The sequence below is a fragment of the Sphingorhabdus pulchriflava genome, assembly GCF_003367235.1.
Classification (GTDB): Bacteria; Pseudomonadota; Alphaproteobacteria; order Sphingomonadales; family Sphingomonadaceae; genus Sphingorhabdus_B; species Sphingorhabdus_B pulchriflava.
Genome location: NZ_QRGP01000001.1, coordinates 701422 through 716744, shown reverse-complemented (window position 1 = coordinate 716744; position 15323 = coordinate 701422). Strand labels below are relative to the sequence as shown.

13 protein-coding genes are annotated in these 15323 nt (G+C 57.4%); all 13 read right to left on the bottom strand.

From position 1 onward, the window contains the following. Positions 1–23: 23 nt before the first annotated feature. Genes ftsA through DXH95_RS03620 form a run of 13 tightly spaced genes read right to left on the bottom strand, consistent with a single transcriptional unit; the run spans position 24 to position 15316 of the window. Positions 24–1283: a cell division protein FtsA gene (gene ftsA / locus DXH95_RS03680; protein ID WP_420822283.1), complete on the bottom strand. Its 1260-nt coding sequence runs from the start codon at positions 1281–1283 to the stop codon at positions 24–26. Further along, a complete protein-coding gene (locus DXH95_RS03675; protein WP_115548084.1) occupies positions 1280–2206 on the bottom strand; it encodes a cell division protein FtsQ/DivIB in 927 nt (308 codons plus the stop codon). The genes ftsA and DXH95_RS03675 overlap by 4 nt, the downstream gene beginning before the upstream one ends. Further along, complete coding sequence (locus tag DXH95_RS03670; RefSeq protein ID WP_115548083.1) at positions 2203–3126, bottom strand: D-alanine--D-alanine ligase; 924 nt, start codon at positions 3124–3126, stop codon at positions 2203–2205. Before DXH95_RS03670 ends, DXH95_RS03675 begins: the two co-directional genes overlap by 4 nt. Beyond that, the gene (gene murB, locus DXH95_RS03665) at positions 3123–4022 is read right to left on the bottom strand and encodes a UDP-N-acetylmuramate dehydrogenase (protein ID WP_115548082.1); all 900 of its coding nucleotides are present in this window, start codon (positions 4020–4022) and stop codon (positions 3123–3125) included. The genes DXH95_RS03670 and murB overlap by 4 nt, the downstream gene beginning before the upstream one ends. Further along, complete coding sequence (gene murC / locus DXH95_RS03660; RefSeq protein WP_115548081.1) at positions 4019–5425, bottom strand: UDP-N-acetylmuramate--L-alanine ligase; 1407 nt, start codon at positions 5423–5425, stop codon at positions 4019–4021. The genes murB and murC overlap by 4 nt, the downstream gene beginning before the upstream one ends. After that, positions 5422–6606 (bottom strand): undecaprenyldiphospho-muramoylpentapeptide beta-N-acetylglucosaminyltransferase, encoded by a 1185-nt coding sequence (gene murG / locus DXH95_RS03655; protein WP_115548080.1) that lies wholly within the window; start codon positions 6604–6606, stop codon positions 5422–5424. Before murG ends, murC begins: the two co-directional genes overlap by 4 nt. Positions 6607–6608: 2 nt before the next feature. Beyond that, complete coding sequence (locus DXH95_RS03650) at positions 6609–7829, bottom strand: FtsW/RodA/SpoVE family cell cycle protein (RefSeq protein WP_115548079.1); 1221 nt, start codon at positions 7827–7829, stop codon at positions 6609–6611. Positions 7830–7839: 10 nt separating this feature from the next. Then, positions 7840–9117 carry a UDP-N-acetylmuramoyl-L-alanine--D-glutamate ligase gene (gene murD, locus DXH95_RS03645; RefSeq protein ID WP_115548078.1) on the bottom strand — a complete coding sequence of 426 codons (1278 nt, stop codon included), beginning with the start codon at positions 9115–9117 and terminating at the stop codon, positions 7840–7842. Then, complete coding sequence (gene mraY / locus DXH95_RS03640) at positions 9114–10184, bottom strand: phospho-N-acetylmuramoyl-pentapeptide-transferase (RefSeq protein WP_115548077.1); 1071 nt, start codon at positions 10182–10184, stop codon at positions 9114–9116. The genes murD and mraY overlap by 4 nt, the downstream gene beginning before the upstream one ends. Further along, positions 10184–11572 carry a UDP-N-acetylmuramoyl-tripeptide--D-alanyl-D-alanine ligase gene (locus tag DXH95_RS03635; RefSeq protein WP_115548076.1) on the bottom strand — a complete coding sequence of 463 codons (1389 nt, stop codon included), beginning with the start codon at positions 11570–11572 and terminating at the stop codon, positions 10184–10186. Before DXH95_RS03635 ends, mraY begins: the two co-directional genes overlap by 1 nt. Continuing rightward, the gene (locus DXH95_RS03630) at positions 11569–12996 is read right to left on the bottom strand and encodes a UDP-N-acetylmuramoyl-L-alanyl-D-glutamate--2,6-diaminopimelate ligase (RefSeq protein ID WP_115548075.1); all 1428 of its coding nucleotides are present in this window, start codon (positions 12994–12996) and stop codon (positions 11569–11571) included. Before DXH95_RS03630 ends, DXH95_RS03635 begins: the two co-directional genes overlap by 4 nt. Continuing rightward, positions 12996–14732, bottom strand: coding sequence for a peptidoglycan D,D-transpeptidase FtsI family protein (locus DXH95_RS03625; RefSeq protein ID WP_115548074.1), 1737 nt, complete (start codon positions 14730–14732; stop codon positions 12996–12998). Before DXH95_RS03625 ends, DXH95_RS03630 begins: the two co-directional genes overlap by 1 nt. Then, on the bottom strand, positions 14729–15316 hold the full coding sequence (locus tag DXH95_RS03620) for a hypothetical protein (protein ID WP_147291680.1): 588 nt from the start codon (positions 15314–15316) through the stop codon (positions 14729–14731). Before DXH95_RS03620 ends, DXH95_RS03625 begins: the two co-directional genes overlap by 4 nt. Positions 15317–15323 lie beyond the last annotated feature (7 nt).

The window sequence follows — 15323 nt, the reverse complement described above, 5'->3', positions numbered from 1 at the left end:
CAAAGGGGTTTGACCGGTGCAGTTCAGAAGTTCTCGCGGATAGCCTGCATGATCCGAGCGACAACGCCCTTATTCGCATTTTTATTAGCTGAATCAGTGCCTTGTAGTCCCAACCGCAGATCGGAAGGGTTGCTGTGTGCGTAGAGTGCTAGTCCCGCCATGGTCGCAAAAGCGGGACCCGAATGCGCTTCGGGCAAACCCTGCAACTCGGTTGGTCGCCCGACCCTGACAATGCGTCCAAGCGATGCTTGCATATGATCGGCGAGTCCACGCAATTCAGCGCCGCCACCGGTCAGCACGACATGGTGTTTGCCGGGTGATGAAAAGCCCATATCACGTAGAGCCTTGCCGATTTCCGTAATCATGATGTCGATCCGCTGGCGGATGATGGCATTCAGCTGTGCCCGGGTTATCTTGGGGCGCTCGCTCGCGCCAGCCTCTCCGGGGGCTCCGGTATCAAGGCTTTCCTGATGGTCGCGGGGAGAAGTCAGCGCAGAACCGTGAAAACATTTCAGTCGTTCTGCCTCGGCACGCCGAATCCCGAACACAGATGCAATCTCGTCTGTTATGTCGGCGGCGCCATGGTTGAGTGTGACCAGACCAGCCAGCATTCCGCCAATGAACACAGAAACATTGGTGATCGCAGCCCCCATTTCGACCAGCGCCACGCCGAGTTCACGCTCCTCTGCTGTTAGGCAGGCCAATCCGGAAGCAACAGGCGATGCGACGATCGCATCGACGCCCAGATGCGATGCGCGTGCGGTCATGTCGAGGTTTCGAACCGGTGACGGATCAGCCAGCACGGCATGAATTTCAACGCCAAGCCGGTCGGCATGCAGCCCTAGCGGATTGGAAACGCCACCATTGCCGTCAAGCGCGTATAGGGTCGGGCTGACGTGCAGCACAACTTTACCGCGCGTATCGATATTGTCACGACCGGCAGTCAGCAAATCATCAACATCTGCCTGTTCGATACGGTCACCGCCCAAATCGATTTCGACAGGAGAAAGCAGGCTATCAAGACCGCCTGCCGACATACCGATCCACACCCTGTCGATGTTGATTCCGGCGATCCGTTCGGCCTGTTCGACGGCATGGCGCACCGACAACTCGGCCAATTGCATGTCCGATATGCACCCCCGAACAACCCCCTTGCTCTCGCGCTGACCAGTCCCGAGCACATGCAGCCCCCCTGCCTCATCTACACCGGTTATCATCGCGCATACTTTGGATGAGCCGATGTCGAGAGTGGAAATGATTTTGTCGTAACGGACAGACATCAGGCGGCTTCTCCAGCCTCTTTCTGTTCCTCGGAATCTGAATTTGACACCGGTTGCGTCACCGGTTGCGGTTTTTGTTTGGCCGCCCGCCGCATATAGGCACGCTCCGGATCGCGAAGATCAAAATGAATGATGTCGCGGCCCAACAGGCGGTGAACACCGTCCATACGCGTGAAGTTAACCAACGCCTCCGCCGCCAACTGATCCCCTTCTGGCAGGGCCAGGGTTTCACCGGTTTTGAAACGAAGGTCCCAGCGGCGATTTCCGATCCAGCTGGCGCCGACTATCTGATCCTTCAACGACTGTGCCCTGTCGAGCAGTTTGTTGAGAGCGACGACCCGCTGATTGGCGCCATCGCCATTGATCACCGGATAGCTGCCAATTTCGGCTGCACTGATTTTCTCAAGTTCGGTGCCTTGGTCATCGATCAAGGAGTAAACCCCACCGCGCTGCCAGACAGCAGTCGGCTTGCGCTCCAATATGTCGACCACCAGCGTATCCGGTAGACGGCGAGTTACCCGCACATCCTTGATCCAGCCATATTCAATCAGGTCAGTGCGGATTTTGTCGATATCAACCAGCGGCATTGCCCGGTCTTTTTCTGCGAGCACTATGTCATAGACCTTAAGCTGGTCAACACGGTCCATGCCGGTGATTTCAACACGCTTGACCTCGAATCCGGCCTTGGCGGCGACTTGTGCATATTGCTGGTAAGCCGCCTGCGGCACACCGAACCAGTTAGCGACAATCAGTGCGACGAGCAGCAACACCGCAAGCACGCCCCAGGTAAGGACGCGCTGGATATCCTGTTCGGTGACGGGAAGGATGCGCAACAGGCGATCCATGATGCCGATTTGCCGGACCTTTTTGCGCGGTGCCGCCTTGCGGGCTTTGGCTGGTGCCTTGCGTGCGGTGGCGGTTTTCATGCCAGCGCCTCCTTCACCAAGAGGTCGACCAGTTGTTCATAACTGATACCCATCTGCTTCGCCTGTTCGGGCACGAGACTCAAGGGAGTCATGCCCGGCTGGGTATTGGTTTCCAATACGAATACGCCATCACGACCCAGTTCATCGTCCCATCGGAAATCGGTGCGCGATGCGCCTTTGCAGCCGAGCAGTTCATGCGCCCGCTGCGCCAGTTCCATCATATAGTCTTCGATATCCTTGGGGATTTCGGCCGGACAGACATGCTCGGTAAGGCCATCGGTATATTTGGCGTCGAAATCGTAAAAGCCGCTTTTGGGCTTGAGCTCGGTCACGCACAGCGGTTTGCCGCCGAGCACCGCAACCGTCAGTTCGCGCCCCTTGATAAAGGGTTCAGCGAGCAGCGTGTCAAATTCCTGCCACGGCCCCACGGCATCGCGTGCAATCGGATTGCCATAATTGCCGTCGGCTTTGACGATGGCAACGCCGACAGAGCTGCCTTCGTTGACGGGTTTGAGCACATAGGGGCGCGGCAGTGGGTCAGCCACATACAGGCTCTCGCTTTCAACAATTGTCCCCTTGGGCATCGGGATACCCGCAGGCACGAGCCGCTGCTTGGTCAATTCCTTGTCGATGGCGATCACAGAGGTCACCATCCCGCTATGCGTATATGGAATTTGCATGAGGTCGAGCATGCCCTGCACGCTGCCATCCTCTCCCGGAACGCCATGCAGCGCGTTGAATACAACATCGGGGCGTATTCCGGCGAGCACCTGCGCGACGTTGCGGTCCATATCGACGCGGCTGACCTTATATCCCACCTTTTCGAGCGCATCGGCAACACCATTACCGCTCATCAATGACACGGGTCGTTCGTTGGACCAGCCACCCATCAATACCGCAACATGGATCGGCTCGCTCACTTCTTCACTCCCACGCGCTGAATTTCCCAATGCAGGTCGACGCCCGACTTCGCCTTCACGCGGCGGCGGACTTCTTCACCCAGTTCCTCAATATCGGCACTGGTGGCATCGCCGGTGTTGATCAGGAAGTTGGTGTGCTTTTCCGAAACCTGCGCGCCGCCGATTTGCAAACCGCGGCAGCCGGCTTCGTCAACCAATTGCCATGCCTTACCGCCATCGGGGTTCTTGAAGGTCGAGCCGCCGGTTTTTGACCGCAGCGGCTGCGATGCTTCGCGGCTGGCCGAAATGCGGTCCATTTCGGCCTGTATGGCTTCGGGTTCGCCGGGCTTCCCACGGAAGCGCGCGCCGACGACGATCGCACCTTCGGGCAATTCGCTGTGGCGATAGCTGTAGTGCAGTTGCTCTACCGGCAATGTCACCAGATCGCCATTGCGCAAAACCACGTCGCAATCGACGAGGATGTCCTTCACCTCTCCGCCATATGCGCCGCCATTCATGCGGACAAAACCGCCAACAGTTCCGGGGATCGAGCGCAGGAATTCCATCCCGGCGATGCCATTATCGCGCGCGGTGGACGAAACGAGGATCCCGCTAGCCCCCGCCCCGCAATCCAGCGTTACATCATCAACCTTGGCAACCTTGGCAAAGGCTTTACCCAGCCGCACAACCACGCCCGGCACACCGCCATCGCGGACGATAAGATTGGAACCGAGACCCAGTGTCATCACCGGCACCGACGGATCGAGCGCATATAGGAAATCGGCGAGATCCTTGGCATCGGCAGGCTCAAACAGCCATTCCGCTGAACCGCCGCTTTTGAACCACACGAGCGGCGCAAGAGGCGCGTCATGCGTCAGCTTTCCACGCACCGGGGGCAAGGCGTAGCAAACGCTCATCCACGTGCCTTTTTGATTGCCTCGGCCAGCCCTGCGGCCCATTTGGTGATGTCACCCGCGCCAAGGCAGACAACAAGGTCGCCTTCGCGCGTGGTAGCGGCGAGTTCTTTCGCCAGCGCCTCTGCACTCTCAATTTCCTGCGCATTATGGTGCCCGCGTCGCTTGATCTTGCCGACCAGCTCGGCGCTGCTGACGCCTTCGATCGGAGCTTCGCCCGCTGCGTAAACCGGCGTGATATAGACCGTATCGGCATCGTTGAAGGCAGTGGCGAAATCTTCCATCAGATTGCCGAGGCGCGAATAACGGTGTGGCTGGCACACCGCGATCACGCGGCCTTTGACGCCCTCACGCGCGGCCGAGAGCACTGCGCGGATTTCGACTGGATGATGGCCATAATCGTCGATGATCGTGACGCCATCGACTTCGCCGACCTTGGTAAAGCGCCGTTTGACCCCGCCAAATTTGGCAAAGCCCGCCTGCACCTGCTCGTCGGTCATCCCGCGTTCCAGGCCGACAGCGATAGCCGCAAGCGCATTCTGCACATTGTGGCGGCCCGACATCGGCAGGAACACATCCTTGATCTCGCGCTTGCTGCCATCGCGTGCACGGATCACCACATCAAAGGTGTTGCCCCCCAATTCGGGACGTACATTGTCGGCACGCACGTCGGCTTGTGCGGAGAAACCATAGGTCAGAATGCGGCGGTCGCGGATGCGCGGGATGATCGCCTGCACTTCGGGATGATCCAGGCAAAGGATCGCGACGCCATAAAAGGGCACATTTTCGATGAACTCGATATAGGCGGCCTTGGCCGTATCGAAATCGCCATAATGGTCGAGATGTTCAGGATCGATATTGGTGACCACCGCGATGGTGCCATCAAGGCGCAAGAAGCTGCCGTCGCTTTCGTCAGCCTCGACCACCATCCAGTCGCTGTCGCCCAGACGCGCATTCGAGCCGTAATTGTTGATGATGCCGCCATTGATTACGGTCGGGTCTAGGCCGCCGGCGTCGAGCATCGCGGCAATCAGCGACGTCGTCGTTGTCTTGCCATGCGTGCCCGCCACTGCGACGGTATATTTGAGGCGCATCAGTTCGGCGAGCATTTCAGCCCGGCGGACCAGCGGGATACGGCGTTCCAATGCAGCTTCAACCTCAGGGTTGCCTCGCTTCACCGCCGTCGAAGTGACCACGACCGCCGCGTCGCCCAGATTTTCGGCAGTATGGCCGATCATCACCTTGATGCCGCGGCTGCGCAACCCTTCGATCACATAGCCCTCGGCAATGTCGCTGCCCTGCACCGAATAGCCAAGATTGTGCATCACCTCGGCAATGCCGGACATGCCGATGCCGCCGATGCCTACGAAATGGATGGTGCCGATGTCGGTGCCAACACCCTTCATGAAACTGCTTTCCGTGCAAGGGCCGGTTCGGCACTGCCGAAACCAAGGCTTGAATGTTCTGTGTTGGTAATGGTGTGCATCAACGGCGCCCGACCGAAGGATTCGACCAGATCAGCCAGATCGTGCACCGCATCCGGTCGGCCGCAGCTTTTCGCTGCGCGCGCTGCATTCTGCAGCGTTTCAGGAATCAGCGCCATTTTTTGGATTTGCTTGGCCAGTTCCACCGGGGTGAAGGCGGACTGCTTGATGGCGCGCGCACCACCGGCCTTAATCATCTCGCTGACGTTGAACGCCTGATGATTGTCCATGGCAGAGGGCAGCGGAACGAGGATTGCAGGACGGCCCGCGCAGGTTAGCTCGGCAATGGTCGAAGCCCCTGCCCGCCCGATTACCAGATGCGACCAGCCCAGCCTTTCTGGGAAGTCTTCCAGATAAGTGGCGAGCTGCGCAGGAATCTGATGATCGGCATACATTTTTCGCACCGTTTCCAGATCCTCGGCGCGGCACTGCTGGGTCACTTGCAGGCGGCGGCGCAGATTGAGCGGCAGGCGCGCCAAAGCATCGGGCACAATTTCGGACAGGATCGAAGCACCCTGGCTGCCCCCGGTCACCAGCACGCGGAATACACCATCCTCGATGAAGGGCGGGAAAGGCTCATCGCGCAGCATGATGACTTCGGCGCGGACCGGATTGCCAACCAAATGCACCTTGGCCTGATGACCGGGCTTCACCCGTTGCACATCGGGATAGGCCGTGGCAATCGCGTTCACCTTGCCAGCCACCAGCCGGTTCACACGGCCGAGAACAGCGTTCTGCTCGTGAATGATTGTCGGCACTTTATTGGCAAAGGCCGCGAGCAAGGCTGGCAGCGCCGGATAACCGCCAAAACCGACCACCGCGGTCGGCTCGAATTCGTTGAACAACGCGCGTGCCATCGCCCGCCCGCGCCAGATGTTACGCGCCGCCGCCAGCCAACCGCGCGGGCCGCCTGCTACGCGGCCTGCAGGCATGATGTGCATTTCCATGCCATCGGGGCATCCCGGAATGGTCGACCCGCGATTATCAGTGATCAGCGCAACCTGGTGCCCACGGCGCATCAATTCGGCACCCAAGGCATAGGCCGGGATTATGTGGCCGCCAGTGCCGCCTGCGGCGAGGACGAAATTGCGCGATACGCTCATGGCTACCGCCCATTCCCGATATAGGGTGACTGGTCAAGGAAAGGGTTGCGTCGTGTCAGCGCGAGCATCAATCCGCAGCATAGACACAAAGCCAGCGTCGACGACCCGCCATAGCTGATGAACGGCAAGGTCATACCCTTTGAAGGGAAAATGCCGAGATTGACCGCGATGTTGATCATCGCCTGCCCGCAGAATTGAGCGGCAAGACCGGTGACGGCGAGAAGGATGAATTGGTCCTGCTCATCGAGCATGCGGATAACGACGCGGACGAGGATTGCGAAGAACAGCACGGCAATTACCATGCAGGCAAGCAGGCCAAATTCTTCACCCACCACAGAGAAAATATAGTCGGTATGCGCCTCCGGCAGCGCGAATTTGCGCGTGCCGAGGCCCGGGCCGGTGCCAACCAACCCTCCTGCAGTCAGCGTCGCCATTGCCAGCTTGTCATGCGTGATGCCATCGGTTCCGAAAATCCAGGCGTCGATACGCTGTTGCGCCACCGAATAGAAATTATACGCTGCAACTATGCCGACAATGCCGCCGGCTGCGCTGGACCAGAGCAACTTCGACGAAACGCCAGATACCATCATCAACGCAAACCAAATTCCGCAGAAAAGGATGGTTTGTCCAAGGTCAGGTTGCAACATTAGAGCTGCGCAAATAATTGCAGTGAAAACAATGGTTATCGAGCGCACCGGGATTGTTGCATCGCGCTGACGCCACGAAATAATCCAAGCCATTGTCACCGCATAGCAAGGCTTCAGAAACTCTGAAGGCTGAAAGCTGGCTGGGCCCAATCCGAACCAGCGCTGCGCACCATTCACTTCCTTACCCAGCAGCGGCACCAGCAAAAGCAGCACCAGAAAAACCACAAAGCCGCCAATAGCTATCCGCTTGGCTTGCTCGCGCGGGTACATCGAGATGACGAACATCAAGGGTAAACCAAGCGCCACCCACGCCACCTGGCGATAGAAGAAATATAGTGGACTCAGCGTCGCAGTATCAGTCGAAAGACGCCGTGCGGTCGCAGGTGAACCTGCGGCCACCGCAATCAATCCAATCGCAATGAGCACGAGAATGAGGGAGAGCAAAACGCGGTCCAATTCCCAAAACCAGATGCCCAGCGGCGACCGATCACCACGACCAAGTCGATTGGATAGGTCGCGCTTTCCGCCAAAGCCCGGCGGATTGGGTCCGATCGAATTTTGCAGTCCTCCGAACATATCGCCCCCGTCAGCCCAAAGCCATTACAGCGTCGCGAAACGTTTCTCCACGATGTTCGAAATCGCGGAACTGATCAAATGATGCACAGGCAGGCGAAAGCAGCACAACCTCACCTGCTTTAGCAGCGGCACGCGCTCTAGCCACTGCCTCTTCCAGCGTATCGAGCTGATGGACAACCACATGCGGATGCAAAATATCCTCCAGCATCGCGCCGTCCTCCCCAAAAGTGTAGGCGGCCTTCACATTCCCGATAAAAGGTAGGCATGCGTCCAGATCGTCCGTTTTTGCCTGACCGCCCAATATCCAGTGTATCGCGGGATAAGCACCCAGTGCGGGTGCGGTTGAGGTCGGATTGGTCGCCTTGCTATCATTCACATATAAAACGCCGTGCAGCTCACGGACTCGTTCCATACGATGCGCAAGTCCGGGATAGCTCTGTAAGCCCTGATCTATTACGTCGTCAGACAATCCTAGTGCCTGGCAAGTGGCAATGGCACAGGCGACATTCTGCGCATTATGCGCACCTTGCAGCGACGGCCAGCGCGACTGATCTTTGATATCTTTGACGGAAACCCGCATCAGGCGATGATGCACCCGGCTGGCTATCATCCGGCAAGGGTCATCGTCGGTCGCGATCACCGATACCTTGTCAGCATGCTGCATATGGAACAACCGTTCCTTCGACGCGGCATAATCGAGAAAACTGTCGTAACGATCGAGATGGTCCGGTGTGATGTTGGTCAAGACCGCAACATCACAATCCAGACTGTAGGTCAGGTCTATCTGGAAGCTCGATAGCTCAAGCACGTAGACTCCGCCTTCGGACAACGGATCCTGCGAGAGGATTGGCAACCCTATATTGCCGCCCATCAAGCTGGGCACACCTGCCTGCTGCAAAATATGGAGCATTAGTGCGGTGGTTGTCGACTTCCCGTTAGTGCCGGTAATACCGACAACCTTGTGCATCGGCAGCGTTGGCCGGGCTAGCGCGAACAGTTCAATATCGCCAATAACTGGCACATTCGCATCGTGGGCCTTGTCAACAATGGGATGGTTGTTCAGCGGCACGCCAGGTGACACGACCACCCCATCAAAACCGGACAGGTCTATAACCATCGGATCGGCAAGTGTGACGCTTTCACAGGCCTTCAGTCTGGCATCAGCTTTATTGTCCCATGCCGTCACGTCGGCCCCAGATGCCACTAGCGTCCGAACAGCAGCCAAACCCGATCGGGCCAGCCCCAAAACCGCAAAGCGTTTTCCGCGAAAGGCTTCAGAAACAATCACCGCAGCTTGAGCGTCGAAAGCCCGGCTAAGGCCAGAACGAATGCAACAATCCAGAATCGGACGACAACGGTCGATTCTGGCCAGCCCAGTTGTTCGAAATGGTGGTGGATTGGTGCCATCCGGAAAACGCGCTTACCAGTTCGTTTGAACCAGAAGACTTGAATGATGACAGACATCGCCTCGACGACAAAAAGCCCACCGATAATCGCCAGAACAAATTCATGATGTGCAACAACCGCGATGGCCCCCAACGTCCCGCCGAGTGCAAGACTGCCGGTATCCCCCATGAACACGGCAGCAGGGGGCGCGTTGAACCATAGAAACGCCAAACCGGCCCCGATGATCGCTCCGCACAATATCGCCAGATCGCCAGCACCCAAAATGAATGGCACACCGAGATATGCCGCGTATTTGGCGTTACCGACCAGATACGCGATCAGCATGAAAGCCAGTGACGCGATGATGACCGGCATCGTCGCCAATCCATCAAGGCCATCTGTCAGGTTCACGGCATTGCCAAAAGCAACGATTACAAATGCGCCGAACAGGATGTACCAATAGCCGAGATCAGCTACAGGCCCGTTGTAGAATGGGATATAAAGCTTGCCCCCCGATTGGTGGACGATCAATGCGACGGCAATGCCTGCAATCGCAAATTCCGCAAGCAAGCGTACTTTGCCCGAAACGCCTTTGGTGCTGCGCTTGGTCACCTTGTCATAATCGTCAAGGAAGCCGACAATGCCAAAGCCTGCCATGACGACAAGACACGCCCAGACATAGCTGTTGCTGAGGTCCATCCACAGCAACATCGATACGATAATCGACGTCAGTATCATCAATCCACCCATTGTCGGCGTACCGACCTTGGCTAGATGAGTTTTCGGGCCATCATCCCGTATCGGCTGTCCCTTGCCCTGCCGAACCCGAAGCATGTTTATAAAGCGCGGCCCGATAATCAGACCGAGCGAAAACGCGGTTCCAATGGCAGCGCCAGAGCGAAAGGTCAGATAACGAACGAGATTTAGAAATCCCGGGAAATCCAGATATTCGGCCAACCAGTAAAGCATCAATACCCTCCGCCGAGCATGGCCTCGACAAGCCGGGAAAGTCCCACCGAATTGGATCCTTTGACCAGGATCGCGTCACCAGCCCGGATCATTCCAGACAATCGTTCGATAGCATCCCCAACGCTCGCGCAATGGGCGAATTTGCCCGCCCAAGCAACATCTGCCGCCAACGTTTCAGCGAGAGGAAACATCTCTTCACCGACAAGCATTGCATAATCTATTGTTGCCGCTTCCAGTGGCATACGCAAACCAGCGTGAAAGGTGGCGGACTGTTCACCCAATTCCTTCATGGCCCCCAGAACGGCAATGCGTCGATCAGCTGACGTTTGTCCCAAGCTGGCCAAAGTGGCGGCCATTGATGCCGGATTGGCGTTGTAGCTTTCGTCAATCAGTAGCGCCGATCCCTCCGCCAGCTTTAACATGTGGCGCGCGCCCCGGCCTTTCAGGCCAGCCAAATCAGCAAGCGCCAGCCCGGCGACCGCCAGGTCGCCTCCAACCACCTCGACAGCAGCCAAAACCGCGAGCGAATTGGCTATCCAGTGACGCCCGGGCTGCGACAACTCATATTGCAACATCCCCGTTTTCAAGCGGGCAGTTACAATCGAACCGCCATTCGCACTTTCGATAAAATCTTCGCACCGAACGTCCGCTGTCGCTGAAAAGCCGAAACTCAAGACCGTGTCGGTATGTTGCATAGCCTTGGCGTGAAGGCGTTCAAAATGCGGGCTGTCCGCAGGTATGATAGCCGTGCCGCCCGGTTCGAGGCCTTCAAAAATTTCGCCCTTCGCATCGGCAATGGCGGCTTCGTCCTTGAAAAATTCGATATGCGCCGGAGCAATGGTTGTGACGATGGCGACATGCGGTCGTACAAAGCCAGTCAGCGTTCGCAATTCGCCCGGGTGGTTCATACCCATTTCGAATACACCAAAACGCGTTGCCCGGGGCATGCGCGACAGGCTTAGCGGCACACCGACATGATTGTTGTAGCTTTTGACGGAACGGTGCGCCTTGCCGGGAGCAAAGCGTTCGAGTGTAGCAAACAACGCCTCTTTAGTCCCCGTTTTTCCCGCCGATCCGGTTACGCCAATGATTTTCGCATCGACTCTTTGGCGAGAAGCGATCCCAAGTTGTTCCAATGCGCGGAAGCTATCAGGCACAAGGATATGGGGGTGCGCAACCGGTTTACTGACAACGGCCCCCGCTGCGCCACTAGCGAAGGCATTTTCAACGAAACGGTGCCCGTCTGCCTGCTCACCCTTCATCGCGAAGAACAGGTCGCCGCGCCCAATCTCACGGGAATCGAATGCAACGCCGCTGCAGACAAAGGGCGCGCTCAATTGGCCACCCGTTGCCTGGGCGATTTCGTCCGAAGTCCAAAGATCGGTCATGCCGCGCACTCGCGTGCCACTTCGACATCGTCAAAAGGATAGCTTTTATCGCCAATTATTTGGCCCAGCTCATGCCCTTTGCCGGCGATCATCACGATATCTTCGGCCTCCGCCTGACGAATGGCGGCGGCAATCGCCAAACGACGATCTCCAATATCGTGCGCACCAGATGCACCTGCGATCACCTGTTGGCGAATGGAGGCCGGGTCTTCTGTCCTTGGATTGTCATCGGTTACTATAACCACATCAGCATCGCGCGCGGCGATTTCACCCATCAAGGGACGTTTGCCCGCATCACGATCTCCACCCGCGCCAAATACCAGGATCAGCTTGCCTTTGGTATGCGGACGCAGCGCGGCAATCGCAGCCTCGAGCCCGTCTGGCGTATGCGCGTAATCAACATAAACGGGCGCTCCGCTCCGGCTGATCGCCGCGCGTTCCAACCGTCCACGCACGGGCTGTAACCGGGCAAGATTGGCAATAACCGCCTCGGCATCACAACCGCTTGCTATCGCGATGCCCGCAGACAGCAAAGCATTGGCGACCTGATAGCCACCAATGAGTGGGAGTTTAACCTTGCTAACCTCTCCCTGCATCGAAATTTCGAGAGTCTGTCCCAACTGGGTTGGTTCACGCGAAAGCAGTTGGATGCCGTGCCCTTTTGCTCCCACCGTTATCAGCCGAAGCGGACGTTCTTTTGCGCGGGCAATTGCCTTTTCCGACCAATCATCATCGGCCCAGATTACCGCGGTTGCATTGTCCGTCGCGATTTCATCAAACAACCGCATCTTGGCTTCAAAATAGGCATCCATCGAGCCATGATAGTCGAGATGGTCGCGACTGAGATTGGTGAACGCCACAACCGATACTGGAACCCCGGCAATACGATACTGGTCCAGACCATGGCTCGATGCTTCAAAGATCGCGTGGGTCACGCCTTCGCGTTCGAGGCCGGCCATATTGGAAAGATAGGTTACGATGTCGGGCGTAGTTAAACCGGTCCTGACCTGCTCATCAGCTGTCGTGATGCCGAGCGTGCCTATCGACGCTGCACTATGCCCATCCATCCGCCATAACTGGCGCGTCATTTCGGCGGTCGAAGTCTTGCCATTTGTGCCGGTTACTGCGGCAACATGCGCCGGAAATGGTGCATAAAAGCGCGAGGCCAACATAGCGAAGGCCTTGCGTGGATTGGCATCTGCAATGTGTACCGCTCCATCAACCTGTGCTTCAGGTCGGGCAACAATCGCAACTGCACCTGCCTCAATCGCAGCGGAAATGAAATCCTCGCCATTGAATGCAGCGCCCTGAAATGCACCAAATATTGTACCTGGCGCTATTTTTCGATGGTCGATCGCAAAACCGGTAACGTGCTCGCCGCCGGAAACACCAGCTGCTTCGCCTATCAAACTATCGAGCCGCATCAATGCCCCCCTTTGGGCGACCACAACAACGGCATGAGTTCAGATACATCGACATCGCGATGTGTGTCGGGGATGATTCCCAATTGCGGGCCAATCCGCTCAACCGTACGCCGTACGATGGGGGCAGCCGTCCAGCCAGCTGTACGCTGAAAACCGGTTTCTGCGGATCCTTTAGGTTCGTCTACCATTGCGACTATGATATAGCGCGGATTATCCATCGGGAAAGCCGCTGCGAAGGTCGAGACGACAAGATTCCGTGCATAACCCCCGGCATTTGGCTTTTCTGCAGAGCCCGTTTTGCCGCCGACGCGATAGCCAAGGGCGTCGGCCTTCTTTCCGGTGCCATCCACAACAATCATTCGGAGCAACTGGCGCATCCGGGCACTTGTAGCGGCACTAAACACCCTCCGACCCACCGGCTTCTGACCGGGCTTCATCTTTTTCAACGTTGCAGGGTGCCAAATTCCGCCATTCACCATGGCAGCATAAGCTGACGCTAGGTGCAACGGCGTCACAGCCATGCCGTGACCATAGCCGACGGTCATGGTCGTAATTCGCGCCCAATTTCGCGGCCAGATCGAGTGCGAACGCTCGGCAAGTTCAATTGACGGTCGTCCGTCAAACTCCAGATTGCGCGCCATCTGCTCCATACGTTCCCGACCGAGATTGTCGGCAATGCGCGCCGTGACGATATTGGAGCTTTGCACCAGTGTTTCGGGCACATTGAGCCAGCGCCCTGCCGGATGTGTATCCCGAATTTTGAAACCGGCAATTTGCAGAGGTGCGGTCGCATCATAGCGGATAGCAAGATTGCGGACGGTTCCAGCATCAAGCGCAGCAGCCACTGTTAATGGCTTGAATGTAGAGCCAAGCTCGAACACGCGGTTGGTTACAAAATTGGTTTGGCGACTAATGGGATAGCGGCCGTCGACAATTACCTCGCCATTATCCGGAATATTGGCAAATACCGGGCGGTTCGGGTTGAACGACGGCAGCGATGCCATGGCCAGCACCTCGCCGGTGCGCGCATCCAGGATGACTCCTGCGGCGCCTTTGGCATTGGTCGATTTCATTCCATTTGCGAGTTCGATTTCAAGAGCAGCCTGAACACGAACGTCCAGAGATAGCTCCACTGGCTTACCGCGCGTTTCGGGAGCACGCAGATGCTTGTCCATTACACGCTCCATTCCGAGCGCGCCTTTGCCGTCACGGCTGACAAAACCAAGCACATGAGCCGCCATATCGTGTTGGGGATACAACCGCTCGCTTTCGCGGGGAAATTCGATACCGATTTCTCCGAGATCGTGCACGGCACGCACCTCTTCAGGAATCGCTCTTTTGCGCAGATAGCCAGCTTCCTTAGCCGTCAGCTTGGCATAAAATTCAGCTTCCGGCGTGTCAGGGAAGATTTTTGCAAGACCCGCCGCCAGTTCCTTTGGATCATTTACCAGACGGTCAGGGTTCACCCAAATCGCATAGCCCTGGATAGTGCGGGCGAGCGGGGCGCCATTGCGGTCAACAATATCCCCGCGCTCAGGTACATAGGCGCCGCCGGTCGCTCCGAAGGCCCTGCTACCCTCGAAGATGGCCAGCGTCGTGAGCCGCCCAAGAATCAGGATCAGAAAAAGCCCGAAGAAGCCGGCCAATATGAGCAGCCGCCAAAATGCCATCGCCGCATGGACGCGCACCGCGTTGATCGCGTGGCGGCTGTGCGGGCGGACGACAAAGGTGGTCATTTGCGGCGATTTTCCTTTTCGGCAGCGGACTGGATTTCGCGAAGCACGCTATCGGAAAGCAGCTTGTCGTCAATGCTTGCCAAACGTTCGGTTCGTCCCTTTGGCGCAGAACGAACTGGCTCGGGCGACGCCTTGACCGTCGTTGCCAGCGCAACCTTCACTTCGCGCACCTGTTCCCGATTGGCTGGCTTTTCGTCAACTATCAGAGAAGGCGCTCCACCGGGCGTACCGATCTCCCCTGCAGGGGCAACGCCGTCGATATCGTTCACGGCAACCATTACAGGTTTCACCACCTGCTCTTGACCACCCAGACTTGCAAGACCACGTTCGCCATCGATAAACTGTTCCGCGCTTGGCGGGGCATAGCCATAGAGCAGGCTGTTCCACTCTTCCAATTGCGCCACGCTCGCCCGGGTTCGGATTTCGGCCTGCAGGAAACGGATTTCGCGCTCGGTTTCCAAAATGTCGCTGTTGACCTTCGCCAAATCACTATGGAGTGCTGCCACATTGAGCGACAGAGGATAGAGCAACACAGCCGTTGCAAAAACAAGCGCCAGCCAGCCGATATTTTTGAGGCGTTTCATGGCAAGC